Annotated in this window: 30 protein-coding genes; 16 read left to right on the top strand and 14 right to left on the bottom strand. The window is 69.8% G+C overall.

Annotated features, from left to right (window positions below):
- Positions 1-53: 53 nt before the first annotated feature.
- Positions 54-536 (top strand): redoxin family protein, encoded by a 483-nt coding sequence (locus AC2YHT_RS12985; protein WP_487290208.1) that lies wholly within the window; start codon positions 54-56, stop codon positions 534-536.
- Positions 537-582: 46 nt separating this feature from the next.
- Here the strand turns inward: AC2YHT_RS12985 and AC2YHT_RS12980 are convergent, their stop codons facing one another.
- Positions 583-1,320 (bottom strand): M48 family metallopeptidase, encoded by a 738-nt coding sequence (locus AC2YHT_RS12980; RefSeq protein ID WP_487290207.1) that lies wholly within the window; start codon positions 1,318-1,320, stop codon positions 583-585.
- Between the two features lie 112 nt (positions 1,321-1,432).
- Here AC2YHT_RS12980 and AC2YHT_RS12975 point away from each other — a divergent pair, with 112 nt between their 5' ends.
- A complete protein-coding gene (locus AC2YHT_RS12975; RefSeq protein WP_487290206.1) occupies positions 1,433-2,377 on the top strand; it encodes a Tle-like phospholipase domain-containing protein in 945 nt (314 codons plus the stop codon).
- A gap of 18 nt (positions 2,378-2,395) precedes the next feature.
- On the top strand, positions 2,396-2,893 hold the full coding sequence (locus tag AC2YHT_RS12970; protein ID WP_487290205.1) for a hypothetical protein: 498 nt from the start codon (positions 2,396-2,398) through the stop codon (positions 2,891-2,893).
- On the opposite strand, the gene AC2YHT_RS12965 is transcribed toward AC2YHT_RS12970, so the two are convergent.
- Together AC2YHT_RS12965 and AC2YHT_RS12960 are read right to left on the bottom strand one after the other, a co-directional pair.
- Entirely contained in the window at positions 2,890-4,155 is a 1,266-nt protein-coding gene (locus tag AC2YHT_RS12965; RefSeq protein WP_487290204.1) for a polyhydroxyalkanoate depolymerase, read from the bottom strand. The two genes, AC2YHT_RS12970 and AC2YHT_RS12965, sit on opposite strands and share 4 nt — an antisense overlap.
- Before the next feature lie 100 nt (positions 4,156-4,255).
- Positions 4,256-4,849 (bottom strand): SCO family protein, encoded by a 594-nt coding sequence (locus AC2YHT_RS12960; RefSeq protein ID WP_487290203.1) that lies wholly within the window; start codon positions 4,847-4,849, stop codon positions 4,256-4,258.
- Between the two features lie 57 nt (positions 4,850-4,906).
- Between AC2YHT_RS12960 and AC2YHT_RS12955 the strand changes: the two genes are divergently transcribed.
- Both AC2YHT_RS12955 and spdR read left to right on the top strand, forming a co-directional pair.
- The gene (locus AC2YHT_RS12955; protein WP_487290202.1) at positions 4,907-6,310 is read left to right on the top strand and encodes an ActS/PrrB/RegB family redox-sensitive histidine kinase; all 1,404 of its coding nucleotides are present in this window, start codon (positions 4,907-4,909) and stop codon (positions 6,308-6,310) included.
- An 88-nt stretch (positions 6,311-6,398) separates the two neighbouring features.
- The gene (spdR, locus tag AC2YHT_RS12950) at positions 6,399-6,956 is read left to right on the top strand and encodes a stationary phase response regulator transcription factor SpdR (protein WP_110120159.1); all 558 of its coding nucleotides are present in this window, start codon (positions 6,399-6,401) and stop codon (positions 6,954-6,956) included.
- 171 nt (positions 6,957-7,127) lie between these two features.
- Here the strand turns inward: spdR and AC2YHT_RS12945 are convergent, their stop codons facing one another.
- The 3 genes from AC2YHT_RS12945 to AC2YHT_RS12935 all read right to left on the bottom strand — a co-directional run bounded on the left by AC2YHT_RS12945 (position 7,128) and on the right by AC2YHT_RS12935 (position 8,938).
- Positions 7,128-7,913 carry an SDR family oxidoreductase gene (locus tag AC2YHT_RS12945; protein ID WP_487290201.1) on the bottom strand — a complete coding sequence of 262 codons (786 nt, stop codon included), beginning with the start codon at positions 7,911-7,913 and terminating at the stop codon, positions 7,128-7,130.
- A 63-nt stretch (positions 7,914-7,976) separates the two neighbouring features.
- Positions 7,977-8,264 carry a 4a-hydroxytetrahydrobiopterin dehydratase gene (locus tag AC2YHT_RS12940; RefSeq protein ID WP_487290200.1) on the bottom strand — a complete coding sequence of 96 codons (288 nt, stop codon included), beginning with the start codon at positions 8,262-8,264 and terminating at the stop codon, positions 7,977-7,979.
- A gap of 29 nt (positions 8,265-8,293) precedes the next feature.
- Positions 8,294-8,938, bottom strand: a complete 645-nt coding sequence (locus tag AC2YHT_RS12935; RefSeq protein WP_487290199.1) for an HAD-IA family hydrolase — start codon at positions 8,936-8,938, stop codon at positions 8,294-8,296.
- Between the two features lie 179 nt (positions 8,939-9,117).
- Here AC2YHT_RS12935 and AC2YHT_RS12930 point away from each other — a divergent pair, with 179 nt between their 5' ends.
- Positions 9,118-9,753 (top strand): hypothetical protein, encoded by a 636-nt coding sequence (locus AC2YHT_RS12930; protein ID WP_487290198.1) that lies wholly within the window; start codon positions 9,118-9,120, stop codon positions 9,751-9,753.
- Between the two features lie 168 nt (positions 9,754-9,921).
- On the opposite strand, the gene rsmD is transcribed toward AC2YHT_RS12930, so the two are convergent.
- Entirely contained in the window at positions 9,922-10,485 is a 564-nt protein-coding gene (gene rsmD / locus AC2YHT_RS12925; protein ID WP_487290197.1) for a 16S rRNA (guanine(966)-N(2))-methyltransferase RsmD, read from the bottom strand.
- Positions 10,485-11,141 carry a TMEM175 family protein gene (locus AC2YHT_RS12920; protein WP_487290196.1) on the bottom strand — a complete coding sequence of 219 codons (657 nt, stop codon included), beginning with the start codon at positions 11,139-11,141 and terminating at the stop codon, positions 10,485-10,487. The genes rsmD and AC2YHT_RS12920 overlap by 1 nt, the downstream gene beginning before the upstream one ends.
- Positions 11,142-11,297: 156 nt before the next feature.
- Between AC2YHT_RS12920 and AC2YHT_RS12915 the strand changes: the two genes are divergently transcribed.
- Positions 11,298-12,242, top strand: a complete 945-nt coding sequence (locus tag AC2YHT_RS12915) for a CPBP family intramembrane glutamic endopeptidase (RefSeq protein WP_487290195.1) — start codon at positions 11,298-11,300, stop codon at positions 12,240-12,242.
- Here AC2YHT_RS12915 and AC2YHT_RS12910 read toward each other — a convergent pair.
- Positions 12,239-12,892, bottom strand: coding sequence for a lysophospholipid acyltransferase family protein (locus tag AC2YHT_RS12910; protein WP_487290194.1), 654 nt, complete (start codon positions 12,890-12,892; stop codon positions 12,239-12,241). The genes AC2YHT_RS12915 and AC2YHT_RS12910 overlap by 4 nt on opposite strands.
- Before the next feature lie 7 nt (positions 12,893-12,899).
- Entirely contained in the window at positions 12,900-13,883 is a 984-nt protein-coding gene (locus tag AC2YHT_RS12905) for a phosphatidate cytidylyltransferase (RefSeq protein ID WP_487290193.1), read from the bottom strand.
- 108 nt (positions 13,884-13,991) lie between these two features.
- On the opposite strand from AC2YHT_RS12905, the gene AC2YHT_RS12900 reads away from it, so the two are divergent.
- Complete coding sequence (locus AC2YHT_RS12900; RefSeq protein ID WP_487290192.1) at positions 13,992-14,663, top strand: CDP-alcohol phosphatidyltransferase family protein; 672 nt, start codon at positions 13,992-13,994, stop codon at positions 14,661-14,663.
- A 6-nt stretch (positions 14,664-14,669) separates the two neighbouring features.
- On the opposite strand, the gene AC2YHT_RS12895 is transcribed toward AC2YHT_RS12900, so the two are convergent.
- The gene (locus tag AC2YHT_RS12895) at positions 14,670-15,983 is read right to left on the bottom strand and encodes a pseudouridine synthase (RefSeq protein ID WP_487290191.1); all 1,314 of its coding nucleotides are present in this window, start codon (positions 15,981-15,983) and stop codon (positions 14,670-14,672) included.
- 122 nt (positions 15,984-16,105) lie between these two features.
- Between AC2YHT_RS12895 and AC2YHT_RS12890 the strand changes: the two genes are divergently transcribed.
- Complete coding sequence (locus tag AC2YHT_RS12890) at positions 16,106-16,567, top strand: nucleoside deaminase (protein ID WP_487290190.1); 462 nt, start codon at positions 16,106-16,108, stop codon at positions 16,565-16,567.
- Here the strand turns inward: AC2YHT_RS12890 and AC2YHT_RS12885 are convergent.
- Positions 16,564-16,968: a hypothetical protein gene (locus tag AC2YHT_RS12885; RefSeq protein ID WP_487290189.1), complete on the bottom strand. Its 405-nt coding sequence runs from the start codon at positions 16,966-16,968 to the stop codon at positions 16,564-16,566. The genes AC2YHT_RS12890 and AC2YHT_RS12885 overlap by 4 nt on opposite strands.
- A 118-nt stretch (positions 16,969-17,086) precedes the next feature.
- Here AC2YHT_RS12885 and pseB point away from each other — a divergent pair, with 118 nt between their 5' ends.
- Positions 17,087-18,124, top strand: coding sequence for a UDP-N-acetylglucosamine 4,6-dehydratase (inverting) (gene pseB, locus AC2YHT_RS12880; protein WP_487290188.1), 1,038 nt, complete (start codon positions 17,087-17,089; stop codon positions 18,122-18,124).
- Entirely contained in the window at positions 18,124-19,287 is a 1,164-nt protein-coding gene (gene pseC / locus AC2YHT_RS12875; protein WP_487290187.1) for a UDP-4-amino-4,6-dideoxy-N-acetyl-beta-L-altrosamine transaminase, read from the top strand. Before pseB ends, pseC begins: the two co-directional genes overlap by 1 nt.
- 39 nt (positions 19,288-19,326) lie before the next feature.
- Here pseC and AC2YHT_RS12870 read toward each other — a convergent pair whose 3' ends face one another.
- Both AC2YHT_RS12870 and AC2YHT_RS12865 read right to left on the bottom strand, forming a co-directional pair.
- Complete coding sequence (locus AC2YHT_RS12870) at positions 19,327-19,638, bottom strand: EthD family reductase (protein ID WP_487290186.1); 312 nt, start codon at positions 19,636-19,638, stop codon at positions 19,327-19,329.
- Positions 19,639-19,900: 262 nt separating this feature from the next.
- Entirely contained in the window at positions 19,901-21,607 is a 1,707-nt protein-coding gene (locus AC2YHT_RS12865) for a hypothetical protein (RefSeq protein WP_487290185.1), read from the bottom strand.
- 277 nt (positions 21,608-21,884) lie between these two features.
- On the opposite strand from AC2YHT_RS12865, the gene chvI reads away from it, so the two are divergent.
- The 5 genes from chvI (at position 21,885) to AC2YHT_RS12840 (ending at position 25,411) form a co-directional block, all read left to right on the top strand.
- A complete protein-coding gene (chvI, locus tag AC2YHT_RS12860; protein ID WP_487290184.1) occupies positions 21,885-22,595 on the top strand; it encodes a two-component response regulator ChvI in 711 nt (236 codons plus the stop codon).
- Complete coding sequence (gene chvG, locus AC2YHT_RS12855; protein ID WP_487290183.1) at positions 22,564-24,225, top strand: two-component sensor histidine kinase ChvG; 1,662 nt, start codon at positions 22,564-22,566, stop codon at positions 24,223-24,225. The genes chvI and chvG overlap by 32 nt, the downstream gene beginning before the upstream one ends.
- Positions 24,222-24,656, top strand: coding sequence for an HPr kinase/phosphorylase (locus tag AC2YHT_RS12850; RefSeq protein ID WP_487290182.1), 435 nt, complete (start codon positions 24,222-24,224; stop codon positions 24,654-24,656). Before chvG ends, AC2YHT_RS12850 begins: the two co-directional genes overlap by 4 nt.
- 75 nt (positions 24,657-24,731) lie before the next feature.
- On the top strand, positions 24,732-25,136 hold the full coding sequence (locus tag AC2YHT_RS12845; protein WP_058348726.1) for a PTS sugar transporter subunit IIA: 405 nt from the start codon (positions 24,732-24,734) through the stop codon (positions 25,134-25,136).
- Positions 25,133-25,411: an HPr family phosphocarrier protein gene (locus tag AC2YHT_RS12840; protein WP_110119891.1), complete on the top strand. Its 279-nt coding sequence runs from the start codon at positions 25,133-25,135 to the stop codon at positions 25,409-25,411. The genes AC2YHT_RS12845 and AC2YHT_RS12840 overlap by 4 nt, the downstream gene beginning before the upstream one ends.
- Positions 25,412-25,482 lie beyond the last annotated feature (71 nt).

Here is a 25,482-nt window from a genome sequence, read left to right as displayed (position 1 = left end):
AACCGATCCGGACGCTTTATCTCCGGAACGCCCTTTCAGCACAGGATGACACCATGGCGATCAAGGTTGGCGACACGCTTCCGGCGGCCACTTTCATGACCAGCTCGGCCGAAGGCCCCAAGCCGGTCACCTCCGACGACCTCTTCAAGGGCAAGACCGTCGCCCTGTTCGCCGTCCCCGGCGCGTTCACCCCGACCTGCTCGGCCAAGCACCTGCCGGGCTTCAAGGAGAAGGCCGCCGAACTGAAGGCCAAGGGCGTGGATGCGATCGCCTGCGTCTCGGTCAACGACGTCTTCGTGATGAAGGCCTGGGGCGCCGACCAGGGCATCTCCGACGAAGTCGTGCTGCTGGCCGACGGCAACGGCGACTTCACCCGCGCCCTGGGCCTGGACTTCGACGGTTCGAAGTTCGGCATGGGCGTGCGCTCGCAGCGCTACTCCCTGGTCGCCAAGGACGGCGTCGTCGAGACGCTGAACGTCGAGGAAGCCGGCGAATTCAAGGTCTCGTCGGCCGACTACCTGCTGGGCCAGCTGTAAGCTTTCCCACTCTTGTCATCCCGGCGGCTCGCCGGGATGACAAGGCCTAGGCTGAGATCGCGTGCAGCTGCGCCGCGTGGGCCCGCAGCCAGGCGCGGTGCGGCGCCGGATCGCCGATCAGGGTTTCGCACAGCGCCCAGAAGCGCGGGCCGTGATTGGCCTCGATCAGGTGGGCGCATTCGTGGGCGACGACGTAGTCGGCCACCGCCGCCGGGGCCAGGACGAGACGCCAGCTATAGCGGATCGCCGCCGGCGCGCCCGGACGGGCCGGCCGGCACGAGCCCCAGCGGGCCTTCGGATCGGCCACCGCCACCGACGGCATCGGCCGTCCCAGACGCCCGGCGTGATGGGCCGTCCGCTCGGTCAGCTTCTCCAGCGCCTCGCGCTTGACCAGCCGCAGGATCTTCAGGCCCCAGTTGGCGTCGTCGGGGGCGATCAAGGCATCGTCCGTGATCCGCGCCCGGCCGGGTGCGACCTCCAACCGGTAGGGCTTGCCCCAGATCTTCAGCACGCCGCCGGGCTCGATCACCTGGCGGCCGGGCAGGGCGGCCAGCTGCAGGCTCATCCAGCCCGCCTTTTCGTGGGCGAAGGCCACGGCCTCGGTCAGGCGACGCGGGGTGGGGGCGATGGCGACGATCTCGGATTTGGCCCGATCGACCCGCAGCGACACCCGCCGCGCGCGGCCGTCCACCTTCAGCCGCAGGGCGCAGCCCTCCACCTCCAGCCGGTCGCCGTCGGCGAAGCGTTTCGGGGCGGCTTTCGGCTGCGGACGGAAAAGGTTCATCGCCCTCTAGATCGCGCTCGCCGCCGCCGGACGCAAGAGGCGCCGTTGACCGCGAGGGAGCGGAAATCTACCTTGGCGATAACGGCGTTATTTCTCTAGTCGGGGGTGTGGCGTGACGGTGTTGCTCAAGGTTCCCGCCCGGGCGGATCGCAGCGCCGCCCTGGCGGCCGCCATCCGGGACCACGTAAAGTCCGGCGCGCCCTTCGGCTCGGGCCATGCGGTGCTGGCGGCGCTCAGCGCCTGGGTCTACCGCGCCTTCCACAAGCCCTCGACCGAGGCCACCGCGCCGTCCTGGCTGGGCAAGCTGGGCCTCGTCGCGCCGATCGGGCCGGCCAACGACAAGCCCAGCGGCTACGACGCCTTCTGCTTCTACGCGCCGGGGCTGGCCGAGCTGGTGATCGTCAACCGCGGCACCGACAGCGAGCTGGACTGGCTGCTGAACTTCAAGTCGGCCGTGCTGCAGGACACCCGCACCGTCAACGCCGCCCTGGCCTACGCCCTGGCGGCCCATGCGGCCCTGGTCGCGCAAGGCCTGCCGGTGGCGCGGGCGACCTTCACCGGCCATTCGCTGGGCGGGGCCATGGCCGAGGCCCAGGCGGCGCTGTTTCGCCAGGCCGCGAACCTGCCGGCGAGCTTCCCCGTCACCGCCACCGGTTTCGCCTCGGCGCCCTTCGCCGACGCCATCCGGGCCGTGGCGGCCGCGCGCGGCGCGGCGGTCGACGCCCAGGCCATCGCCGCCAGCCGCCACTACATCCGGTCCAACGACCCGATCCGCCTGACCGATGTCGCCGGCACGCGCCTGGCGGTGGTGATCGGCGACGACCTGGATCTCTACGCCGTGGTCAAGCAGAGCAACGGGCCGCCCAAGACGTCGTTCGACACCTTCTCGCTGATCGGCATGCCGATCGCCCATGACTCGTTCCTCTATCACCACTTCTGGGACCGCAACGGGCCGTTCCACATCGTCCGGCACATGAAGGGCGCCTTCCACCTGTGGGACGGCGAGACCCCCGAGCGCACCGCCCTGGGCCGCACCCTGCCGCCGGCCTTCGCCTGATCCCGACTGGAGTTCCGCGTGTTCGATCTCGTCTGCCAGGATCCGCCCTTCTGCATCGCTCGCGACTACGCGCCTGTCTCCGAGGTCGTCGGTTCGGTGCGCGTCGTGAGGGACGGCCGCCCGGCCGTGGCCGATCCCGAGGCGGCGGCGCGGCTTGGCGTGAAGGTGCAGGTCGTCGCCGGTGACAACTTCATCGACCTGCCGGCCGAGAGCCTGCGCCAGACCTGCGTCGAGAGCGCCTGCGTCGTCTACCGCGTCGCCTGCGCGGACCTGACGTGCTCATGGCAGGTGGCGGCGCTGCGGGCGCAGGGGCCGCTGTTCCTGCGCGAGATCCGTCTGGACGCCGTCACGCCGGAGGCTCTGGAGGCGGCCAAGGCCAACGTCTTCGTGGCCGTCGAGGGGCGCCGCCGCGTCGCCCTGGCCGCGCTGGGCGAGGGCGGTTCCGCGCCGTCGGGAATCTATACCGCGCCCCGCTGGCCGGGTGATCGCCGCCTCAGGGGCGCGGCCGGCGACTAGGCTTTCTTGCCGCCGAAGTTCGGATCGCTGCGCAGGATGAAGTCGCGGACCTTGGGATAGATCTCCTCGCGGAACCGGCGGCCGTTGAACACCCCGTAGTGGCCCACGCCGGGCTGGACGTAGTCCTCCTTCAGCTCGGCCGGGATATTCGTGCACAGGTCGTGGGCGGCCTGGGTCTGGCCGATGCCGGAGATGTCGTCCTTCTCGCCCTCGACGGTCATCAGGCCGATGTCGGTGATCGCCGCGGTGTTCACGTGGCGGCCGCGATGCATCAGCTCGCCCTTCGGCAACAGGTGGCGCTGGAAGACGATGTCGATGGTCTGGAGATAGAACTCTTCGGTCAGGTCGAGCACCGACAGGTACTCGTCGTAGAATTCCAGGTGCTTGTCGGCGCTGTCGCCGTCGCCGTCGACCAGGCTGTGGAAGTAGCGCTGGTGGGCTTCCTGGTGCTTGTCGGCGTTCATGCTCATGAAGCTGGCCAGCTGCACGAAGCCCGGATAGACGCGCCGACCCATGCCCGGATAGGGCGCGGGCACGGTGTAGATCATGTTCGACTGGAACCAGGTGAAGGGCTTTTCCTCCGCCAGGTTGTTGGTCACGGTCGGCGACAGGCGCGCGTCGATCGGCGAGCCCATGAAGGTCATGCTGGCCGGACGCGAGGGATCGTTGTCCTCGGCCATCAGGGCGGCGGCGGCCAGCACCGGCGGCCCGGGCTGGCAGACGGCCAGCACGTTGGGGCGCGGCCCCAGCACCCGCAGCATGTCGCGGATGTGGTCGATATAGTCGTGGAAGTCGAAACGGCCCTGCAGGACCGAAACTTCGCGGGCGTTCTGCCAGTCGACGATGAACACCGCGTGGTCGGGCAGGAAGGCCTCGACCGTGCCGCGCAGCAGCGTGGCGTAGTGACCCGAAAGCGGGGCGACGATCAGCACGGCGGGGTCCAGCTCGAAGCGGCCGGCCCGGCGCATGTCGGACATGTCGCGGTCGAACTGGATCAGCCGGGCCCACGGGCTCTGCCAGACGACGGTGGGGCGCACGCGCACGTCGACGTCGTTGATCTTGACGCTGTCGATCCGCCAGTCGGGCTTGCCGTAGCGGCGGGTGACGTTGGAGAACAGGTCGGCGCCGGCATAGAGCCGCCGGCCCAGCTCGGTGCTGGCGGCCGGGTTCAGGGGCGAGCCCCAGAAGTCCCGGGCCGCGCGGGCGGCCAGGCGTAGCGGGGTCGAGGCGTAGAAGCTCGCTTCGTGCAGGGCGTACAGCATGCCGTCTCCAGCGATTGTGCAATGCAGCATAACACGCTGGCGGTTAAGAAGGTACAGCCCTGAAGTGACCTAGCGGCATTGCGCCGCAAAAATGGGCGTTCTACCGCCCGTCCATCGCCGCCTTCAGCTGACGGGCGATCTCTTCGGGCGGCAGGCTGTAGGCGATGACCCGGTCGAAGCGGCCCTTGGGGTCGATCACGTAGATCGCCGTGGAGTGGTCGACGCTGTAGTCGGGGCCATCGCCGACCTTCTTGTAGTAGCCGCGATAGGTCTTCACCGCCGCGTCCACCTGGGCCGGGGTGCCGGTCAGGCCGACGATGTTCTTGGGCAGGTAGCCGGCCGTCAGGTAGGTCTTCATCACCGCGGGCGTGTCGCGCTGCGGATCGACCGAGACCATGACGATCTGCAGATCCTTGGCCTTGGGGCCCAGCTGGTCGCTGGCGGTCGCCAGGGCCTGCAGCGTGCCGGGGCAGACGTCGGGGCAGTAGGTGAAGCCGAAGAACAGGGCGCTCCACTTGCCCTTGAGCACCGTTTCGTCGACCGGCTTGCCGTCATAATCGACCAGCTGGAACGGTCCGCCCACCGCCGAGGGCTGCGGCGGAGGCGAAAACACACCGCTGCGGAAGATCAGCGCGCCGGCCAGGATCACCCCCACCACGCACACGGCCAGGACGGTCAGGCGGTTGCGGTTCATGGGGTACGCGTCCTTTGGGGCTCGCCAGATCGAAATTTCTGGCCTTAATGTGGCGACATGGCCGACGCTTCGTTCAGGGACGCGCCGAAGAAAACATCCCACGACGGGCTCGATAGGCCCGACGGCGGAGCGGCGCAAGACAGCGACGACTGGTCGTGGGCGGGCCCCGGGCTCCGTCGCGGCCGCCTCCGGGTGCGAACCCTGCTCGCCCAACGCTGGCTGACCGTGGCGGGTCAATCGGTGACGGTGCTGTTCTGCGGGCTCGTCCTCGACGTCCAGGTGCCCTACGCGCTGTGCTTCTCGCTGATCGCGCTCTCGGCGTGGTTGAACGTGCTGATCGGCCTGGCCTCTACCGGCCAGCGCATGGCTCGCGACGTCGAGGCCACCGCCCAGATCGCCTTCGACATCCTGCAGCTGGCCGGCATGCTCTATCTGACCGGCGGGGTGTTCAATCCGTTCTCCCTGCTGCTGATCGCGCCCGTCACCCTGGCGGCGGCCACCCTGCCGGCGCGCTACGCCCTGGGCCTGGGCGTGCTGGCGGTCATCGTCAGCATCGTGCTGGCCTTCCTCTACATGCCGCTGCCGTCGGCCGCGGGCGTGCCGGCCACGCCCCGGCCCGAGGGCGTGGTGGTCTTCGCCATCGTCGCCGCCCGGGTGGTGGGCATCGTCATCACCGGCCTTTACGCCTGGCAGGCGGCGACGGAGTCGGCCCGCATGGAGCTGGCCCTCAACGTCACCGAGACCGTGCTGGCCCGCGAACAAAGGCTCTCGGCCCTGGGCGCCCTGGCGGCCGCCGCGGCGCACGAACTGGGCACGCCGCTCGCCACCATCTCGGTCGTCGCCCGCGAGATGGCCCGTGGCGCCCCCGACGAGCAGACCCGCGAGGACGCCGAACTGCTGATCGGCCAGGCGGCCCGCTGCCGCGAGATCCTGCAGCGCCTGACCGAGATGCCCGAGGCCCAGGACGCCGTCCACGAGCGCATGAGCCTGACCCAGCTGGTGCACGAGATCATCGAGCCGCACATGATCCACGGCGTGCGGGTCGAGGCGGTGGTCAACGGTCCCTCCGGCGAATCCGCGCCCGACGTCTGGCGGCGGGCCGAGGTGATCCACGCCCTGACATCGATCGTCGAGAACGCCGTCGACTTCGCCCGTTCGGAGGTGATCGTCGTGGCCCGCTTCGACCCCCGCTCAATCCTGATCGAGGTTCGCGACGACGGTCCGGGTTTTTCTCCGGAAGTACTGGCCAAACTAGGCGAACCTTACGTAACGTCACGTCCTGGGGCGGAGGGCTCCAGGACCGGCCACATCGGCATGGGCCTGGGCTTCTTCATCGCCAAGACCCTGTTGGAACGAACAGGGGCGGCGGTGGATTTCAGAAATGGACGACGAGGCGGCGCGGTGGTGGCCGCACGGTGGCCGCGCCCGGCGATGGAGGCTCCTGGCTTCATCGGCGTTTAATGACGAAAGACTTGCGAAGTTTTGCAAGTCGTACACATGATGGTGCACGACACCCGGTTGAGTATTGGCGCGGGGAGGCGCTGAGTTCATGGCGGATATCGGTGAACTGGTCGCGGCGCTGCCGGACAAGTCCCTGCTTCTGCTCGACGACGATGCGCCGCTGAGAACGCGGCTCGGTCGAGCTTTGGAACAACGCGGCTTCGAGGTGACGCTTTGCGCCTCGGTGGCCGAGGCGATGAGCACGCTGAAGAGCAACGCCCCGGCCCATGCGGTGCTGGACATGCGGCTCGAGGACGGCTCGGGCCTCAAGGTGGTCGAGGCCGTGCGCGACGCCCGGGCCGACGCCAAGGTCATCATGCTGACCGGCTACGGCAACATCGCCACCGCGGTGGCGGCGGTGAAGGCCGGGGTGGTCGACTATCTCTCCAAGCCGGCCGACGCCGATGACGTGGCCCGCGCCCTGCTGGCCGCCAAGGACGCCGCGCCCGCCCCGCCGGAAAACCCGATGAGCGCCGACCGCGTGCGCTGGGAGCACATCCAGCGGGTCTACGAGATGTGCGGCCACAACGTCTCCGAGACGGCCCGCCGCCTCAACATGCACCGCCGCACCCTGCAACGGATCCTCGCGAAGCGAGCGCCGCGCTAAGCCCCTCTCCCCTTGCGGGAGAGGGTGGCCTCCGAAGGAGGTGGGGTGAGGGGTTGCACGAACAGAAACGCCGCGAAAGCCGATCAGCTTTCGCGGCGTTTTGCGTCTGAGAGACCCCTCATCCGTCGGCTTCGCCGACACCTTCTCCCGCAAGGGGAGAAGGGAGATGGCTCACATCGCCGAGATCCCCCCGTCGAGCTTCAGCTCGGCGCCGGTCATGAACTTGCTCTCGTCGCTGGCCAGGTAGAGCACGGCGTTGGCGATGTCGTCGGGCTCGCCAATGTGGCCCAGCGGGATCTGCCGGCCGAGCTTGGCGTGGGCCTCTTCCTTGCCGATGCGCTGGCTCAGCGGATCCAGGATCGGGGTGTCGATGAAGGTCGGGTGGATCGAGTTCGAGCGGATGTCGAGCCCCTGCTTGGCGCAGTAGAGGGCGATGTTCTTGCTCAGCAGCCAGACCCCGGCCTTGGAGGCGTTGTAGGCCGGCGAGTTGTGGTTGGCGATCAGGCCGGCGATCGAGCTGATGTTGACGATCGAGCCCGGCTGGTGGGCGCGCATGTGGGTCAGGGCGTGCTTGGCCCCCAGGAAGACGCTGTCGACATTGATCGACATGATCTTCTTCCAGAGGTCGAACTCCATCTGCTCCAGCGGCTTGTCGCCGGCCACCCCGGCGTTGTTGACCAGCACCGAGATCCCGCCCAGGTCGTTCGCCGCCGCTTCCAGGGCCGCGATCCACTGGTCTTCCTGGGTGACGTCCAGGGCGTAGGCGAAGGCCGTGCCGGCGCCGTGCGCCGCGTTGATCTCGGCCGCCACGGCCTTGGCGCCATCGACATTGATGTCGGCCAGGGCGACCTTGGCGCCCTCCGAGGCGAGCTTGCGCGCCGCCGCCGCGCCCAGCCCCTGGGCCGCGCCGGTGATGAAGGCCTTCTTGCCGGCGACCCGGCCCGTGGTCTGCGCCATTCGGCGTCCTCCCTGAAATTCAAACGATAGTTTGAACCGGATGCGGGAGGAGGGGAAGGGGCCTTAGCCCGCGATCGCGTCCATGAACTTCGCCAACTGCACGTCGCGTTCGCTCACCCCGTCGCAGTCGTGGGTGGTCAGGGTCACCTCGACGCGGTTGTAGACGTTGAACCACTCGGGGTGATGGTCGCGCTTGTCGGCCTCGATGGCCACGCGGGTCATGAAGCCGAAGGCGGCGTTGAAGTCGGCGAACTTGAAGGTCTTCTCGATGGCGTCCTTGCCGCTGGCGGCGGTCCAGCCTTGGAGTTGGGCGAGGGCGGCGGCGGCGCCGATCTTGGCGGGGGCGGTCATGCGGGCGGCTCCGAAAACGTAAGCCTTCTTCAGAACGCCAATCCGGTCGCCGCCGCAAGCTCGGCAAGGGCCTGCTCTTCGCTCGTCACCTTGATGGCGATCATGCCCAGGGCGGCCGCCGGCTTGCAGTTGACCCCCAGGTCGTCGAGATAGACGCAGGCCTCGGGCGCGACATCGAGCAGCTCGCACATCATCCGGTAGATGCGCGGATCGGGCTTGCGCACCCCGGCCTTGGAGCTCTCGATCAGGGCGTCGAACAGCGACAGGATTTCGCTCACCGCCGCGGCCTTCTCCGGCGACGAGGCCATGCCTGTCCCGTGGCCGGCGCCGGGCACGTTGTTGGTGATGCAGCCGACCTTGAAGCGGGCCTTGCAGGCCTTCAGCGCCGCCACCATCCCCGGCCGCACCTCGCCCGACAGCAGCGGCAGCACGTCGGCCCCCGGCACGGCGTGGCCCAGCCGCGTGGACTCTTCCAGGAACAGGGCGTCGAAGGCGGCCGCGTCGATCTCGGCCCGCTCGAACCGCGCCCAGGCGTTGGTGTTGGGATCGACGGCGTTGACCCCGCGCAGGAAGTCGGTCGGCAGGTCGTTGCGCGCCTCGTAGCGGCGGAAGGCTTCGAAGGGCGAGGTGGTGAACACCCCGCCGAAATCCCAGATCACCGCCTCGATCGCCATGATGCCTGCCTCGAACGATTGTTTGAATGCGATCCTAGGCGAGGACGGGCGGCGGGAAAAGCCGCCTTCGATCCCGCCTTCGATCCCCCTGTGATCAACGGCCAAGCTCGCGCCGAGCGCGAAAGAGCGGGCGCGCCTCGCCCGGGTCTGATTTATTAACGGGCCTGGAGTGTTCCCCCATGCGCCATGCTTTCCGCTTCGCCCCGCTGCTGATCGTCGCCGGCCTCGCCTTGGCCGCCCCGGCCCTGGCCCATGATCGCGGCCTGGCCGGCGGTCCGCCCGACCACGCCAGCCTGCCGGTCGATCCTGAGATCCTGCCGCCCGACACCCGGCCCGGCGAATGCGTCGCCCGCCGCGTCACCGGTCCCGGCGGGGCCTATCGCTGGGAGCGGGTGGAGTGCGACGACGGCGAGCGCGGCTGGAGCGACTTCGACCGCTGGAGTTACGGCCGCCCGCCGCTGCGGGTGGAAGACCACGCCGCCCTGCCGCCGCCCCCTTCGTCGCCGGAATACGCGCCCGACCGCTACAGCCGCCGTCACGACGACGCCGGTTATCAAGAGGGCGGGTATCGGGATGACGGCTATCGCGGCGATGTCGCCCGTCAGGAAACCTATCGCGGCGGCTCAGCCTATTCGCGCATCGAGGAGTCCTACGAGTCCAGCCGCGAACGCTACGACAGCGCCGCCAGCGGCTATGCCGAGGCCGGACCCGCTTCCGGCTACGGCTATGCGGCGGCCTACGGCCCTCAGGGCGAATACCAGTCGGCCGGCCGCGACGCGTACGGCTACCTCGTCTGGGCGGGCAAGCGGCCTTAGAGCCACTACCTCAAACCCGTCATTCCCGCCCTTGTGGCGGGAAACTCTCTGTCAGCCGCAAGGGCGAATGGGGCGGACTGCTAAGCAGTCCGCTGGCGCCTCACGTGTGGGCGGAACCAGGGGTTCCCGCCACGTGGGCGGGAATGACGGGCGGATAGGGTGAGCGCTCTACAGCAGCCTCAAAAATAGCACCCGCGCCGCGCCGTAGTCGCGGGCGTCCAGGGTCTCGAATGCTTCCAGCACGGGGTCCGGTTCGCCCACTCCGCGCTCGAACACCACGATCGCGCCCGGGGCCAGCCAGCCGCCGGCGACCAGTTCGGTCAGGGCCTTTTCGCCCAGGCCTTTGGCGTAGGGCGGATCCAGGAAGGCGATGTCGAAGGCCGCACCGGCGCTGGCGGGGCGGAGGCCCAGGTCGGTGGCGTCGCGGCGGTGCACGCGGGTCTGGCCGAACAGGCCGAAGGCGTCGATGTTCTGGCGGATGGCCCCGCGCGCGGCTTCGTTGGTCTCGACGAACAGGCAGTTCACGGCGCCGCGCGAGAGGGCTTCCAGACCCAGGGCGCCCGAGCCGGCGAAGACGTCGATCACCCGCGCCCCGTGCAGTTCCGGCGCCCAGGCGGCGTGCTCGAGGATGTTGAACACGGCCTGGCGGGCGCGGTCCGAGGTCGGACGGGTGGCGTCGCCCGGCGGGGTGGCGATGGCCTTGCCGCGGAACTGGCCGGAGACGATGCGCATCAGGCCGAGGCCTCTTCGGGTTGGTCGATCTCGACGCCCTGCTCGGCCTGCCGGCGCATGTAGCGGCCGCCGGCGATGAAGGCGCCTAGCGCCAGGGCCAGCAGGACCAGGCCCCAGGCGTGGTTGAGGGCGAAGAAGATCAGGCCGCACATCAGGCCGGGCGCGATCGCCACCCGCGCCAGCGTGAACAGGGCCTCGCCCCGATGCACCGGGCCGGTCAGTTCGCCGACGAAGGCCGCATAGCCCCAGAGGGCGGCCAGGGCGAAGCCGATCGCCGTCACCAGGCCCAGATAGACGATGGCGGCCGCGCCGCCGTGCTCCCACAGCAGTTCGGTGACGAGGGGCAGCAGGCCGATCAAGCCCAGGACGACCAGATTGAGCACGTCGAGCACGCCGTTGGCCGTCCGCAGCCGGGCGAAGATCCGCCGGTGGCTGATCCAGTAGACGCCGATCACCGCGAAGCTGACCGCATAGGCCCACAGCTTGTGGCCCATCTGGCCGAACAGGTCGGCGATGCCGCTCCAGTGCTCGGGCGGGTGGATCTCGATGGCCAGCAGGGTGATGGCGATCGCGAAGACCGCATCCGAAAACAGCACCAGCCGATGCAGGTGGGGCGCGCTGCCTTCGTGTCCGCCCGTGTTCGCCGTCTTGCTCATGAAACCCCCGTGGATAAAACCACCCCTAAATACTGCGGGATGTGTGCCTTCATAGCCGCGCGGCGGCAAGTCGCGGGCCTCGATTGAGCGAAAACCCTTTTCCTTCGCCTCGCGCCGCTCTAGCGAGGAGCAGGGGTTGTACGAGGGGACGGCGGCGTGTTCGAGGACGTGAGAGGATCGGCCTTCTTGGGCGACCTGACGCCGGCCGACCGCCGCATCAGCCGCGTGCTGCTGACCCTGCCCGTGGGCGTGATCGCAGCGGCCCTGGCGGCGATCATCGGGGCGGTCTTCGTCATGGCCTTGTTCGCCGGTCTGGCGCCGGGCGGCTTCGAGACGGCCATGGCCCTGGTGGAATCGCTGCGCGATCCCAAGGCGGCCGCCGGCAGCCTGCAGACCCTGCTGTTCGTCCTGTGCCTGCTGGCCGCCACCAACGGCGGCATGGCCACGGCTTTCGCCGCCGTCGCCGCCATGCTGCACGAGCGCCGCCTGAAGTCCTACCTGACCAGCGCGCCGAGCTTCCGCTGGCGGCTGACCCTGCTGGGGCTGGCCTTGTTCACCGTGACGCTGGGGCCGTTGCTGGCGGGTCTGGCCCAGCTCGACCCGCATCCGCCGGCCGCGCCGATCCTGACCCTGACGCCGGATCTCGACAGCCGGTTTGTGCATGCGGCGGGCGCGATCGGCCTGCTGCTGGTCGCCGCGGCGGCCGAAGAGTTGGTGTTCCGCGGCTGGCTGCTGAAGCTTTCGGGCGCCTTCACCCACCGCGCCTGGCTGGTTCTGGCGATCAACGGCCTGCTGTTCTCGGCCATCCACTTCGATCCCAATCCCGACGCCTTCCTGGTGCGCATGGTGCTGGGCGTCGGCCTGGCCTGGGCGACGCTGCGGCTGGGCGGGATCGAGTTCTCGATCGGCGCCCACGCGGCCAACAACATCGTCATCCTGCTTTTCCTGCAGCCGATGACCCTGGCGCCCGAAGCGCCCCACGCCTTCCGCTGGGAGGTGGTTCCGATCGCCGCCGGCATGCTGGCGCTCTATGTCGGCCTGGCCGAACTGGTGGCCCGCACGCCCCGGCTGTCGCGCTGGGCGGGCGTGGTGACGGCCTAAGGCTCGTCAGCCCAGCGCAGCGGCGGGGCCTGGGCCTTCAGGGCCAGCATGGCCGTGCGCAGGGCGTCCATGAAGCCGCCGCGCCGGCCGGTCCAGACCACCGGCTCGCCCACCAGCACCGCGCAGTTCAGCGGCACCGGCACGCTGGCGCCCTTGGGCAGCACCCGGCCGGCGCCCTGGATCCACACCGGGATCACCGGCGCCTGCGGGAAGGCCTCGGCCAGGCGGGCGACGCCGCTCTTCAGCTGGCCCATCTCGTCGCTTTCGCCGTCGCCCCGCGTGCCCTCGGGGAAGATCAGCACGATCTCGCCGGCGGCCAGGGCGGCGCGGGCCGGGGCCAGCACGTCCTCGCCGTCGGCCGCCTTGCCGCGCGCCACCGGCACGATGCCGATCACATGACGCGAGAACCAGCCGATCACCGGATCGCGCAGGAAATAGTCGGCCGCCGCCGCCGGCCGCAGCTTCGACACCGCCCGCGACGGGAAGACAGCCAGCATCAGCAGGGTGTCGACATGGCTGGCGTGGTTGGCGGCGATGATCGCCGGACCCTTCAGCGGCAGGCGCTCGCGACCAGTGACGTCGGCCCCCGTCATCAGCACCGCCAGCGGCCGGGCGACGAGGACGAGCAGGAGGAAACGGAGGAAGCGCACGGCTGGTTCAGAACTTCTGCAGGCCGAACAGGGCCAGCAGGTGGAAGTAGAGCGGGGCGGTGAAGGTCAGGCTGTCGGCGCGGTCCAGCACCCCGCCGTGGCCGGGAATGGCGTGCGAGGTGTCCTTGACCCCGATGTCGCGCTTGATGGCGCTCATGGTCACGTCGCCGGCGAAACCCGCCGCCGGCAGCACGAAGGCGACGATGGCCAGGCCCAGGCCCGACAGCGGCGTGAATACCGGGCCGAGAAACCAGATCAGGGCGGCGGTGGTGATCCAGCCGCCGATAAAGCCCTCCCAGGTCTTGTTCGGGCTGACCTTGGGCAGGATCTTGTGGCGGCCGACCAGCTTGCCCCAGCAGTACTGGGCGACGTCGTTGAACTCGGTGGCCAGCAGCAGGAAGAACACCAGGCCTGCCGCCCCGGCCGGCAGCGGCTCGCTGTCGGGCACCCGCATCAGGAAGGCCACGACCCCCAGATTGTAGACGCAGGTGACCAGGCCCCAGTGGAAGGTGGCGGCGCTGGCCAGATAGCCCCGCGTCTGGCCGATCAGGGCCATCAGGGCGGGCAGGCCCAGGAAAACCCAGACCGGGATGAACACGATGTAGAACATGTAGCGGTCGGCGACGATGAAGCCGTAGGCCGCGATCAGGCAGCCATAGGCCGCCAGGATCGCCGGCCGGTCCTCGCGCCGCCGGACCGCGAGAGACAGGAACTCGCGCAGGGCCAGGAACGAGATCAGGGCGAAGACGGCGGTGGTCGCCTGCCAGCCCAGCAGCAGCGCCCCGGCCAGCAGGGCCACCATCCCCCACCACGAGGCGATGCGCAGCCGCAGCTCCTCGAACGACTTGCCGGGCTTGAGCAGCGGCAGGACGGCGGCGATGGCGCTGGCGACGCCCAGCAGGATCACCACGCCGCCCAGGCCCGCCAGCAGGGCGGGCGGCTTGGCGGCCAGGAAGGCCTGCGCCCGTCCTATCCAATCGGCGAAATCCATCGACGCTCCCGCTGGCTCGACCTTCGGTATAGCCTAGTTGCGCAGAGGCGTGGAACTTCCCGCCGCCGTCGTCCTTCCGGGAACGACGCCCCGCCGGAAAGCCGCCCGATGACCGATGCGCCCGACCTCGACAACCGCCGCCCGCTCAAGAGCCGCCAGACCGCCTGGGCCCGGGGCCTGGCCAAGGCTGTGGCCGGCAAGGGGATCAAGGCCGACGCGATCTCGGGCCTGGGCCTGGCCTTCGCCGGTCTGGGCGGGGCGCTGCTGGCGGCCAGCGGCGGGGTGGACGGCTGGCCGCGCGGCGCGGCCCTGGTCGTGGCGGCTGCCTGCATCCAGCTGCGGCTGGTCTGCAACCTGCTCGACGGCCTGGTGGCGGTGGAGCACGGGCGCTCCAGCCCGTTCGGCCCGATCTGGAACGAGCTGCCCGACCGCATCGCCGACGTGCTGCTGCTGGCCGGGGCCGGCTACGGGGCGATGACGGCCGGCTTCTCGGGCGGCCCGGCCCTGGGCTGGCTCGCCGCCGTGCTGGCGGTGCTGACGGCCTATGTGCGCGAGCTCGGCCGGGGCCTCGGCTTCCCCGCCGACTTCTCCGGACCCCTGGCCAAGCCCCAGCGCATGGCGGTGCTGACGGCGGCCTGCGCCGTCGCCGCCTTCGAGCCGCTATGGCGCGGGCGCGGCGAGGTGCTGTCCCTGGGCCTGGCGGTGATCGCCGTCGGGACCCTGGTCACCGTGGTGCGGCGGACGGGGAACCTCGCCACGCGGCTGGCTGAGAAGGGGTAGGAAGGCCTACCGCTTCGGACTGCGCGGCGCCGGCTTGCCGCCGGTGGTCGGGCGCGGGCCCTTGAAGCCGGCGGGCTTGGCGGTCGGGCGAGCCGCCGTCACGTTCCCGCGCACCGCGCCCTGGGGGGCGGGCTTGCCCGGGCCGGCCTTGCTGGCCGGTCCTCTGTTCAGAGGCCCCTTGCCGACCGGACCCTTGCCCGCCGCATCCTTGGCCGCGCCGGGGCGCGGACCCGGCGGCTTGCCGCGCGGCGGGGCCTTGTCGACGAACTTGGTCTCCAGGGACTTGGGCTTGTGGGTCTTGGCCTTGTGGCCGTCGGTGCGGATCTTGGCCTTGGCCCAGCCTGCCTTGTAGACCTTCTTGGGCTCCTCGACCTTGGGCGTGGCGATCTGCGGGGCGCGGCCGGAGGGAGCGCGGCGCTGCACCTCGCCGCCGCGCGGACGCTCGCCGTCCTTGGCGACGCCCGGGGCGTAGAGCGGATCGGCGACGCCGACGAACTGCGGCCGGTCGCCGGTGGGCATGTTCTCTTCGGAGATCACGCCTTCGAGCAGTTCGCGGATCACCCGGGGGCCGACCTCCTCGACCTGGCCGGTGAGCAGCGTGCCCAGGGCGAACGGACCGTAGGACAGGCGGATCAGGCGGTTGACCTTCAGGCCCACCGACTCCAGTACCTTGCGGACTTCGCGGTTCTTGCCTTCGGTCAGGGTGACCGTGATCCAGCAGTTGCGGCCGCCGCCGGCCTTTTCCTGGGCCTTGTCGAGCTTGGCCTCGATCGGGCCGTAGCGCACGCCCTCGATGGTCTTGCCGTCCTTCAGCTTGTCGAGCGTCTCCTGGGTGGCGTGGCCGAAGGCGCGGGCGCGATAGCGGCGGGTCCAGGCGTTCTGCGGCATCTCCAGGGCGCGCGACAGCTCGCCGTCGTTGGTCAGCAGCAGCAGGCCTTCGGAGTTCAGGTCGAGACGGCCGACCGAGATCAGCCGCGGCAGGCCATGCGGCAGGGCGCCGAACACGGTCGGACGGCCGCCCGGATCGTTGTGGGTGGTCACCAGGCCGGTGGGCTTGTGATAGCGGAACAGGCGGGTCTGCTGGCGGTCCTCGACCAGCTTGCCGTCGACGACCAGCAGGTCGCCGGGAAACACGCGCACGGCCGGGGTGGTCAGCACCTGGCCGTTCAGCACCACCTTGCCGGCCTCGATCAGCCGCTCGACCTCGCGCCGCGAGGCCACGCCCGCGCGGGCCAGGGCCTTGGCGACGCGCTCGCCGCCCTCGGCGTCGGTGTCGTGCTCGACGGCGTCGTGCAGGGCGGGCTGGTACTTGTCGGTCATGACCGGTGTTCCTTCGATGGGAGGGGCGCATCTCACGATGGGCTGCTTGTGGTGATGGCGCCGAACCGCCATAGGATCAAGTCCAGCAGCCGGAGGCCCATCCCATCACCGACGAAGACGCCATGGCCCTGGCCCTGGAGGAGGCCCGCGCGGCTGCCGAGCGGGGCGAGACGCCGGTGGGGGCGGTGATCCTCGATCCGAGGACGGGCGAGGTGATCGCCAAGGCCGGCAATGGTCCGATCGCCGCCCATGATCCCACGGCCCACGCCGAGATCGCCGCCATGCGGGCGGCGGCGGCGAGGCTCGAGAATTACCGGCTGACGGACCTGACCCTGGTGGTGACCCTGGAGCCCTGCGCCATGTGCGCCGGGGCGATCAGCCACGCGCGCATCGGCCGCGTGGTCTGGGGCGCCGACGATCCCAAGGGCGGGGCGGTGGTGCACGGCCCGAAATTCTTCGCCCAGCCGACCTGTCACTGGCGGCCGGAGGTCACGGGGGGAGTCATGGCGCAGGAGAGCGCCGACCTGCTGCGCGGGTTTTTCCGGGCGCGGCGGAAGGCGAAACCCGCTCCGCCGGAAGTCTAGTTCACCATCGCCGAGCCGAGCAGCACCTTCGCGCCCTTCTTGCCCAGCACCCGGTCGGCGGCCTTCTGCATCTCGGCGCCGATATAGTCGAGGTCGGGCGGCGTGCCGCGGCGCAGGCCCGCGGTGTAGGTCATCAGCACCTGGGCGAAGGCCGCGCGCAGGCGCGGGGTCGAGGCCACGGCGTATTCCATGACCTTGGGGTCCTTGGCCTCGATGCCGGTCTCCAGCGTCATCACGCCCTTGCGGCCGTCGCGGCGGATGGCCGTGGCGGTGATGGTCGGCAGGGCGAAATAGGTCGGCGGCGCCTCCTTCTTGGCCTCGTGGCCGCTGGCGAGAGCGGGCGAGGCCGAGAGACCGGCGAGCGTCAGGACGGCGGCGAGGAGGGCAAGGATGCGGCGCATGGACTTCCCATAACCCGTCGTGGTTGACGTCCTCTTTACGTCTGGTGCGTCACAAACGGCGTTAACCTGGATTGCCCGTGCGTCGTTTGCGCGCGCGGCGGGCGCGAGGAGGCTGATCTTGGGACGCTTTTCACCGCAAACCCTCGACCTCGACGGCAAGGTGATCCTGGTCACCGGCGGTACGGGATCGTTCGGTCGCCGGTTCATCGAGACGGTGCTCAGGCTGTCGGACCCGCGGAAGGTCATCATCTATTCCCGCGACGAGCTGAAGCAGAGCGACATGCAGCTGGAGCTGCGCGAGCAGTTCGACGAGGCCGCCTTCGCCAAGCTGCGCTTCTTCCTGGGCGACGTCCGCGACCGCGAACGCCTGACCCTGGCCCTGCGCGGGGTCGACATCGTCATCCACGCCGCGGCGCTGAAGCAGGTGCCGGCCGCCGAGTACAACCCGTCCGAATGCATCCACACCAACGTGCTGGGCGCCGAGAACGTGGTCTGGGCCAGCCTCAACAACGGCGTGAAGCAGGTGATCGCCCTGTCGACCGACAAGGCCTGCAACCCGACCAACCTCTATGGCGCCACCAAGCTGGCCTCGGACAAGACCTTCGTGGCGGCCAACAACCTGTCGGGCGACATCGGCACCCGCTTCGCGGTGGTCCGCTACGGCAACGTGGTGGGCTCGCGCGGCAGCGTGGTGCCGCTCTATCGCCGGCTGCTGGCCCAGGGCGCGACCGAGCTGCCGATCACCGATCCGCGTATGACCCGCTTCTGGATCACCCTGACCGAGGGCGTCGACTTCGTGCTGTCGTCGCTGAACCTGATGCGCGGCGGCGAGATCTTCGTGCCGAAGATCCCGTCGATGGCCATGCCTGATCTGGTGAAGGCCATGTCGCCGACGGCGGGGATCAAGGTCATCGGCATCCGCCCCGGCGAGAAGCTGCACGAGATCATGATCAGCGCCGACGACTCGCGCTCGACCGTCGAGTTCGACGACCGCTTCGCCATCGAGCCCAACTTCGCCGAGTTCGGCCGCGTCCCCTATTCGGCGGCCGATGGGGCCAAGCCGGTCGCGGAGGACTTCTCCTACAGCAGCGACAACAACCACGACTGGCTGAGCGCCGACGGGCTGCTCGCCATGCTGGAGGAAAAGGCGGGCTGATGGCCCAGCCGTTCCTCCCCTATGGTCGCCAGACCATTGAGGACGACGACGTCGCCGCCGTCGCCGCCGCCCTGCGGGCCGACTTCCTGACCACGGGCCCGACGGTCGAGGCCTTCGAGACGGCGTTCAAGCAGAAGGTCGGGGCGCAGCACGCCATCGCCACGGCCAACGGCACCGCCACCCTGCACCTGGCCATGCTGGCGCTCGGTGTCGGCGAGGGCGACGTCTGCATCGCCCCGTCGGTGACCTTCCTGGCGACGGCCAACTGCGCCCGCTATGTCGGGGCCGAGGTGGTGTTCGCCGACGTCGATTCGGCCAGCGGCCTGATGACCCCCGACACCCTGGCCGACGCCCTCTCGCGGGTGGGCGACCGCCGCGTGCGCGCCGTGCTGCCGGTGCATCTGCGCGGCGACGTCTGCGACCTGCCGGCGCTGAAGGCCATGGCCAGCGCCGCCGGCGCGGTGCTGGTCGAGGACGCGCCGCACGCCCTGGGCTCGACCGCGACCTTCGGTAACGAAGAGCACCCGGTCGGCGACGGCGCCTATTCGGCCTTCGCCAGCTTCTCGTTCCATCCGGTCAAGACCCTGGCCACCGGCGAGGGCGGCATGCTGACCACGAACGACGCGGCCCTGGCGGCGCGCGCCCGTTCCCTGCGCGGCCACGGCATGGTCCGCCCGGCGGGCGCCGAGCCCTGGGTCTACGAGATGCCGGAGCTGGGCTTCAACTACCGCATCCCCGACGTGCTCTGCGCCCTGGGCCTCTCGCAGCTGGCCAAGCTGGACCGCTTCGTCGAGCGTCGGCGGACCCTGACGGCCCGCTACGCCCAGCTGCTGGTCCCGCTGTCGCCGCTGGTGACCCTGGCCGCCAGTCCGACCGGGTCGAACCCGGCCCTGCACCTGCTGACCGTGCTGATCGATTTCGAGGCGGCCATGACCACCCGCGCCGCGGTGGTGGAATCCCTGAAGGCGCAGGGGATCGGCAGCCAGGTCCACTACATCCCCGTGCACCGCCAGCCCTACTATGTGAACCGGTATGGCCAAGCTGATCTGCCCGGCGCCGACGCCTGGTATGACCGCTGCCTGACCCTGCCGCTCTATCCGACCATGGACGACGGCGACGTCGACCGCGTGGTCGAAGCGCTGGCGCGGGCGCTGTCGCTTTAGAAACCTCTCCCCATGGGAGAGGGTCTCACAGGTTGGCCCTCAGCCCGCCGCGTAGATCTCGATGACGGGCGCGATGTCGGTGAAATTGGCGACGTCGGCGTGCAGTCCGGGCGCGGCCGGGCTGTCCAGGCAGGCGCGCATGGCGGCCTCGTCGCGGAAGGTCAGGTGCGCCATCGCCACGAACGGCGCCGGGCCGCCGTCCAGGGCCGACACCCCGCGATAGACCCGGGCGTCCAGCAGGCCGGTCTCGGTCAGCGCCTCGCGCACCATGCGGATGTGGGTGCGGGCGTAATAGTCGTGGTCGAAGCGCGCGCCGTCGCGGGCCGGATAGACGATGCTGATGAAGGCCATGACGAGTTCCGGACCGGTCGCGAAAGGGGCGACAGATTGGCCGCCAGCGTCCGTCGGTCAAGCTCCCATAAACACCTCTCCCAGAGGGAGAGGGAGGGGCCCAGGCGAAGCCTGGGAGGGTGAGGGGTTAGGAACGGCGGCCGGTTGCGCGCCGTCGTCTCCGCGAGATTTTCGGGATTATCCGGTGAGGGCGTACCCCCTCACCCTCCCACGCCTGCGGCGCGGGCCCCTCCCTCTCCCCATGGGAGAGGTTCATTCCGGGTCAGGCCGCCTGTTGCTGCTGCACCAGGCCCTTGAGCAGGTCCAGCGTCTCCGGACTCGCCGCCAGGGCCTCGCGCGCTTCGGGGGCGCGGGCCAGTTTCAGGGCCTCGATGCGGGCGCGGTCGGCGACCGGGCCGGTGGGGCCGGCCTCGCCGGTGGCCAGGCGCGCCAGCAGGGCCAGGCGCTGGGGCAGGGGCGCGGGCGCGCGGACCAGCAGCGACAGCAGGCGGGCGTCGGCCTCGACCATGCCGCCCACCTCGCCCAGCTTGGCGCACAGCGGCTGGTAGTCCTCGGGCACCAGGCCCGAACGGATCAGCGACTTCTGCAGCGCCGCCAGGGCGGCCAGCTTCACCGACGGGGTATCGGGACCCTGGCGCATCTCCTTCTCGAAGCGCATCGCCTGGATGTTGGCCGACAGCCAGCGGGCGGCGTGGCGCTTGTTGACCGCGCCCATGACGTTCTCGGCCAGGCGGATCAGCATGACGATCTCTTCGCGCGCCGAGCGGTCGCGGCCCAGCAGGCTTTCGATGAAGTCGCCGTTGAGCAGGGTCTTGGAGCGGGTGGTGAAGGCCGCGGTGATGTCTTCGGCCGGCAGGATGCGGCCGGCGGCGGCCGTCAGGCCCATGGCCAGGGCCCGCAGGTGCTCGATCTCGCTCTCGGCGTCGGTCGGCTTCAGGCGGCGCACGCCGTTCAGCTCCTTGAGCACCCGGCGGGCGATCGAGGCGCGGACGGTGGGAAAGGTGTCTCCGGTCAGCCACTGGCCCAGGCGCTTGGCCGTGCCGGACAGCTCGGGCATGCAGGCCCGGACGCTGGCCTCGATCCGGATCAGCGCCTCGACCTGCGCCCCGCCTGCGAGGCGGGTCATGGCGGCCAGGGTGGCGCCCAGGTCGTCGGCGGTGTTGAGCAGGTCGGCCATGCCGGCTTTGGAGCCGATGATCTCGGCCAGAGGGGTCTCGATGGCGGCCAGGGCGGCGGCGCGGGCCTTGGGCTCGGCCGGCGCGGCGTCGGCCAGGTCGAGCAGGCGGGCGATCTTCTCGCTCCAGTCCTTGGCCGGGGCGATCGAGGCGGCGACGCCGGCCCCCAGCAGGAAGGCGCGGTCCGGATCGGCGGCCAGGCGCTCGGCGGCTTTCGCGAAGCCTTCCTTGTCGAGGTCCGGCAGCTGGCCCTTCTTGAAGGCCTTCATCAGGTTGGCGACCGAGCGCTCGACCAGACCCTGGAAATTGCGGATCAGTTCGTGGACCGACATGCCCCGGGCCTCGGCCTCGGGAATGGCGATCTTCTGCAGGGCGTGCTGCAGGTCGGTGCCGGAGGCTTCCAGCTTCTCGACCAGGTCGGGCCGGTGCAGCAGTTCGAAGGGCGTGGCCTTGTGGCGGTGCAGCCAGCTTTCCAGCAGGCGGCCGATGCGGTCGCGGGCGTGGGCCGTGTAGAGGTCGGCCGGCTGAACGCACAGCGGCTCCATCTCCTCCACGGGCTTCTTCGGCTTGCCGCCGTCGACCATGCCCTTGGTGAAGATCGAGATGGAGCGATATTCGCGGGTTTCGGGGTCCAGGGTCTCTTTCGAGACCCGCACGGCGACGGCGCGCCCCGAGTTCAGAACCTCCTCGGCCTGGGCCAGGGCGTGGCTGCGGACCTCGGTGGCCATGTCCAGAGTCCATTGCGCGCCGACCTTGCGGCGCACGAATAGCTCGTAATGGACCTGGTCGCTCATGGGCTGATGGGGCTCCTGAGACTCGACTATGGCGTACGAGACCTTAAGGCGAGGTTGAGGGGCCAAGACCGGTGTTTTGCGCTTTCTTCGTACTGGGCTTCGTATCGGGCTTCGTATCGGGGCGGCGGATCGACGCCTCATGTGTGTCCAAGCCCGCCACGCCCCGGCCGCAATAGGGTTCGAAAAGGCCGGATGGAAAGCTTGGCCGCTCCGTGCGTTGTAGCGGAGCGCCAGGGTCGATAGGATCGGCCCACGGATTTTCGGAGGATTACACGGCTTGGCCGAGATCACGCTCATCGACGACGACGAAAACATCGTTGCTTCGGTCTCTCTGGCCCTGGAGAGCCATGGCCACACGGTGAAGGCCTATTACGACGGCGTCTCCGGGCTCGAGGCGGTGGAAAGCAATCCGCCCGACCTCGTCATCCTGGACGTCAAGATGCCGCGCATGGACGGCATGGAAGTGCTGCGCCGCCTGCGCCAGTCGACCGAGACGCCGGTCATCATGCTGACCTCGAAAGACGACGAGATCGACGAGATCCTCGGCTTCAACCTCGGCGCCGACGACTACATGCACAAGCCGTTCAGCCAGCGCCTGCTGCTCGAGCGGGTGAAGGCCGTGCTGCGTCGCGCCCGTCCCGAGGAGGAGGATCCCGCGGCCCCGGCCGCCGGCGCCGCCGGCTCGAAGATGATGAAGCGCGGCAAGCTGACGCTCGACCCGGCCCGCCACGACAGCCTGTGGGACGGCAAGCCGGTGCGCCTGACGGTCACCGAGTTCCTGCTGCTGCAATCGCTGGCCCAGCGTCCCGGCTTCGTGAAGAGCCGCGACAACCTGATGGACGCCGCCTACGACGATCAGGTCTATGTCGACGACCGCACCATCGACAGCCACATCAAGCGGATGCGCAAGAAGTTCCGCCAGGTGGACCCCGAGTTCGATTCCATCGAAACCCTGTATGGCGTCGGCTACCGCTACCGCGAGGCCTGAGCCGGGTCCTGAGCCTGCGCCGCGCGAGCGGCGCCGGCTGGCCTGGCCGCGCGCTTCGCGGCTGGGGCGGCTGATCATCGGCCTGAACCTGCTGGCCCTGGCCATCCTGGTGGTCGGCGCCCTCGTGCTCAACGAGCTGCGCAACGGCCTGATCAACGCGCGGATCGACAGCCTCAGCACCCAGGGCGAGCTGATCGCCAACATCATCGAACGGGCCGCCACCGTGGGCGAGCCCGAGCCGGCGCTCGACGTGGCGGCGGCCAACGACATCCTGCAATCGTTCTTCGCCGGCCATTCGCAGCGCGCCCGCCTCTATGACGGCCAGGGCCGGCTGCTGGCCGACTCCTACCTCGTCGAGGACCGCGTCGAGTGGAAGGTGCTGCCGCCCGCCCGCAAGGCCGGCGACAACGGCTTCCGGCTGTCGTTGCAGGACAAGGACGCCAAGCCGCGCGCCCTGGAGCGCGCCCGCGCCGAGTTCGAGCAGGAGATCGCCCGCGCCCGCATGGGCGAGACGGTCAAGCAGCAGCGCGTGGCCGAGAACGGCGAGCGGGTGGTGTCGGTGTCGATCCCGATCCAGCACGTCCGGGCGGTCCTGGGCGTGCTGACCGTCGAGGCCGGCGACGTCGACGAGATCATCACCGCCGAGCGCAAGGCTCTGCTGCCCTTCGTGCTGGTGGCCGTGGGCGCAGTGCTGGTATCGAGCGTGCTGCTGCACCGCCTGGTGGCCCAGCCTGTGCTGCGCATGGCCCGGGCCGCCGACCACGTGCGCCTGGAGGGCGCGCGGGCCATCAGCCTGCCCGACATATCGCGCCGCAACGACGAGATCGGCGACCTTTCTCGATCTCTTGAAGAAATGACCGAGGCCCTGTCCGAGCGGATGGGGGCCATCGAGCGGTTCGCCGCCGACGTGGCCCACGAGATCAAGAACCCCCTGACCTCGATCCGTTCGGCCATCGAGACCCTGGACCTCGTCACCGAGCCCAAGGCCCGCCAGCGCCTGCTCGGCATCCTGCAACAGGACGTCGGCCGACTGGATCGCCTGGTCACCGACATCTCCAATGCGTCCAGGCTCGATGCGGAGCTGTCGCGCGAGGCGCCGCGGCCGATCGATCTGGCCCGCCTGCTGACCGAGACGGCGGCCATCTATCAGGGCCAGGTGCGCGGCGAGGAGCCGCCGTTCAGCGTCCGTGTGGCGCTGGCCGGCCTGCCGACCGGTCCGGTCCGGGTGCTGGCGCGGGAGATCCCAGTGGGCCAGGTGTTCCGCAACCTGATCGACAACGCCCGCTCGTTCAGCGCCGGCGACGGCGAGGTGCGGGTCGGTCTGGTCCGCCACAACGGCCGGCTGACCACGACGGTCGAGGACGACGGCCCGGGCATTCCGGCCGACAATCTGGAGACCATCTTCGAGCGCTTCTACACCTCGCGGCCCAAGGGCCGGGCGTTCGGCGGCAATTCGGGTCTGGGCCTGTCGATCGCCCGCCAGATCGTCGAGGCGCACGGCGGCAAGATCCACGCCGAGAACCGCCAGGACGAGACCGGCAAGGTTATCGGCGCGCGGTTCGTGGTCGAACTGCCCGAGCACCGCGACGGCCATCACAATCATGGCCACGGCCATGGGGGGCGCGAGTGATCCGCCACGCCGGACTGGTGGCCCGCCTGGTCGGCGGCCGCTGGCGCGGGGCGTTGATCGAAGGGGCCTCGGGCGTGGGAAAGAGCGATCTGGCCCTGCGGACCCTGGAGGCGGGCTTTCGCCTGGTGGCCGACGACCGGGTGGTGACCTTCGCTTCCGACGGCCGGCTCTACGGCCGCGCGCCCGATCCTCTGGCCGGTCTGGTCGAGATCCGGGGCTTCGGCGTGGTCTCCGAGCCGGCTTTGCGCCTCGCCGAGATCACGCTGGTGGTGCGCTGCGTCGAGGCCCCCGAACGCGTCGAACGCCTGCCCGAGCCTCGGTTTGAAGTGGTTCTGGGCGTTTCCGTACCCGTCTTCGACCTGTGGCCGCTCGAACCCGCCGCTCCGACGAAGATCGCACGCATGCTGGAGCATCTTGGAGTCGCTCCCTAACAAGCGTATCAAGGCGGCCCGCGCGGCGCCTCCCTGCCGTTTCGGGCGAAGGGGATCCCGTTTGAGAGACCAGGCATGATCGGGCTCGTGATCGTCACGCACGGGCGATTGGCGGAGGAATTCGTTTCCGCCATGGAGCATGTGGTGGGGCCGCAGACCGCGGTGAAGGCCATCTGCATCGGGCCGGAAGACGACATGGAGCGTCGCCGGTCGGATATTCTGAAGGCTTGCGCCGCCGTCGACGACGGCGCCGGCGTCATTCTGCTGACCGACATGTTCGGCGGCACGCCCAGCAACCTGGCCATCTCGGTCATGGAGCAGACCAAGGCCGAGGTCATCGCCGGCCTGAACCTGCCGATGCTGATCAAGCTGGCCAGCGTGCGCACCCGCGACGACCTGGACGCCTGCGTCGCCCACGCCCAGGAGGCTGGACGGAAATACATCTCCGTGGCCTCCTACGTGCTGGCGGGAGAAAAATGAGTCGAACGGCGACAGCCACGGTCGAGATCGTCAACGAGCGCGGGCTGCACGCCCGGGCTTCGGCCAAGTTCGTCAAGCTGGCCTCGGGCTTCGACGCCGAGGTCAAGGTGGCCCGCGAGGGCTCCAGCGTCGACGCCCGCTCGATCATGGGCCTGATGATGCTGGCCGCCGGCATCGGCTCGACCATCGACATCGCCGCCGAAGGCCCCGAAGCCGAAGCCGCCGTCGACGCCCTGGTGGAGCTGGTCGGCAACCGGTTCGACGAGGAGCGGTGAGGCTTCCGGCCTCCTCCCAAAATCCCGTCATTCTCGCCCTTGTGGCGAGAACCCCTCTGTCAGCCGCAGGT

The organism is Caulobacter sp. SRI_008 (assembly GCF_057586355.1).
This window is presented reverse-complemented; position numbering and strand designations above follow the sequence as displayed.

What these genes read in the sequence shown, in the direction of transcription:
- AC2YHT_RS12985 (WP_487290208.1), top strand. Translation starts at nt 54, where the DNA reads ATGGCGATCAAGGTTGGCGACACGCTTCCGGCGGCCACTTTCATGACC.
- AC2YHT_RS12980 (WP_487290207.1), bottom strand. Translation starts at nt 1,320, where the DNA reads ATGAACCTTTTCCGTCCGCAGCCGAAAGCCGCCCCGAAACGCTTCGCC.
- AC2YHT_RS12965 (WP_487290204.1), bottom strand. Translation starts at nt 4,155, where the DNA reads ATGCTGTACGCCCTGCACGAAGCGAGCTTCTACGCCTCGACCCCGCTA.
- AC2YHT_RS12960 (WP_487290203.1), bottom strand. Translation starts at nt 4,849, where the DNA reads ATGAACCGCAACCGCCTGACCGTCCTGGCCGTGTGCGTGGTGGGGGTG.
- AC2YHT_RS12955 (WP_487290202.1), top strand. Translation starts at nt 4,907, where the DNA reads ATGGCCGACGCTTCGTTCAGGGACGCGCCGAAGAAAACATCCCACGAC.
- spdR (WP_110120159.1), top strand. Translation starts at nt 6,399, where the DNA reads ATGGCGGATATCGGTGAACTGGTCGCGGCGCTGCCGGACAAGTCCCTG.
- AC2YHT_RS12945 (WP_487290201.1), bottom strand. Translation starts at nt 7,913, where the DNA reads ATGGCGCAGACCACGGGCCGGGTCGCCGGCAAGAAGGCCTTCATCACC.
- AC2YHT_RS12940 (WP_487290200.1), bottom strand. Translation starts at nt 8,264, where the DNA reads ATGACCGCCCCCGCCAAGATCGGCGCCGCCGCCGCCCTCGCCCAACTC.
- AC2YHT_RS12935 (WP_487290199.1), bottom strand. Translation starts at nt 8,938, where the DNA reads ATGGCGATCGAGGCGGTGATCTGGGATTTCGGCGGGGTGTTCACCACC.
- AC2YHT_RS12930 (WP_487290198.1), top strand. Translation starts at nt 9,118, where the DNA reads ATGCGCCATGCTTTCCGCTTCGCCCCGCTGCTGATCGTCGCCGGCCTC.
- rsmD (WP_487290197.1), bottom strand. Translation starts at nt 10,485, where the DNA reads ATGCGCATCGTCTCCGGCCAGTTCCGCGGCAAGGCCATCGCCACCCCG.
- AC2YHT_RS12920 (WP_487290196.1), bottom strand. Translation starts at nt 11,141, where the DNA reads ATGAGCAAGACGGCGAACACGGGCGGACACGAAGGCAGCGCGCCCCAC.
- AC2YHT_RS12905 (WP_487290193.1), bottom strand. Translation starts at nt 13,883, where the DNA reads ATGGATTTCGCCGATTGGATAGGACGGGCGCAGGCCTTCCTGGCCGCC.
- AC2YHT_RS12900 (WP_487290192.1), top strand. Translation starts at nt 13,992, where the DNA reads ATGACCGATGCGCCCGACCTCGACAACCGCCGCCCGCTCAAGAGCCGC.
- AC2YHT_RS12895 (WP_487290191.1), bottom strand. Translation starts at nt 15,983, where the DNA reads ATGACCGACAAGTACCAGCCCGCCCTGCACGACGCCGTCGAGCACGAC.
- AC2YHT_RS12890 (WP_487290190.1), top strand. Translation starts at nt 16,106, where the DNA reads ATGGCCCTGGCCCTGGAGGAGGCCCGCGCGGCTGCCGAGCGGGGCGAG.
- AC2YHT_RS12885 (WP_487290189.1), bottom strand. Translation starts at nt 16,968, where the DNA reads ATGCGCCGCATCCTTGCCCTCCTCGCCGCCGTCCTGACGCTCGCCGGT.
- pseC (WP_487290187.1), top strand. Translation starts at nt 18,124, where the DNA reads ATGGCCCAGCCGTTCCTCCCCTATGGTCGCCAGACCATTGAGGACGAC.
- AC2YHT_RS12870 (WP_487290186.1), bottom strand. Translation starts at nt 19,638, where the DNA reads ATGGCCTTCATCAGCATCGTCTATCCGGCCCGCGACGGCGCGCGCTTC.
- AC2YHT_RS12865 (WP_487290185.1), bottom strand. Translation starts at nt 21,607, where the DNA reads ATGAGCGACCAGGTCCATTACGAGCTATTCGTGCGCCGCAAGGTCGGC.
- chvG (WP_487290183.1), top strand. Translation starts at nt 22,564, where the DNA reads ATGGCGTCGGCTACCGCTACCGCGAGGCCTGAGCCGGGTCCTGAGCCT.
- AC2YHT_RS12845 (WP_058348726.1), top strand. Translation starts at nt 24,732, where the DNA reads ATGATCGGGCTCGTGATCGTCACGCACGGGCGATTGGCGGAGGAATTC.
- AC2YHT_RS12840 (WP_110119891.1), top strand. Translation starts at nt 25,133, where the DNA reads ATGAGTCGAACGGCGACAGCCACGGTCGAGATCGTCAACGAGCGCGGG.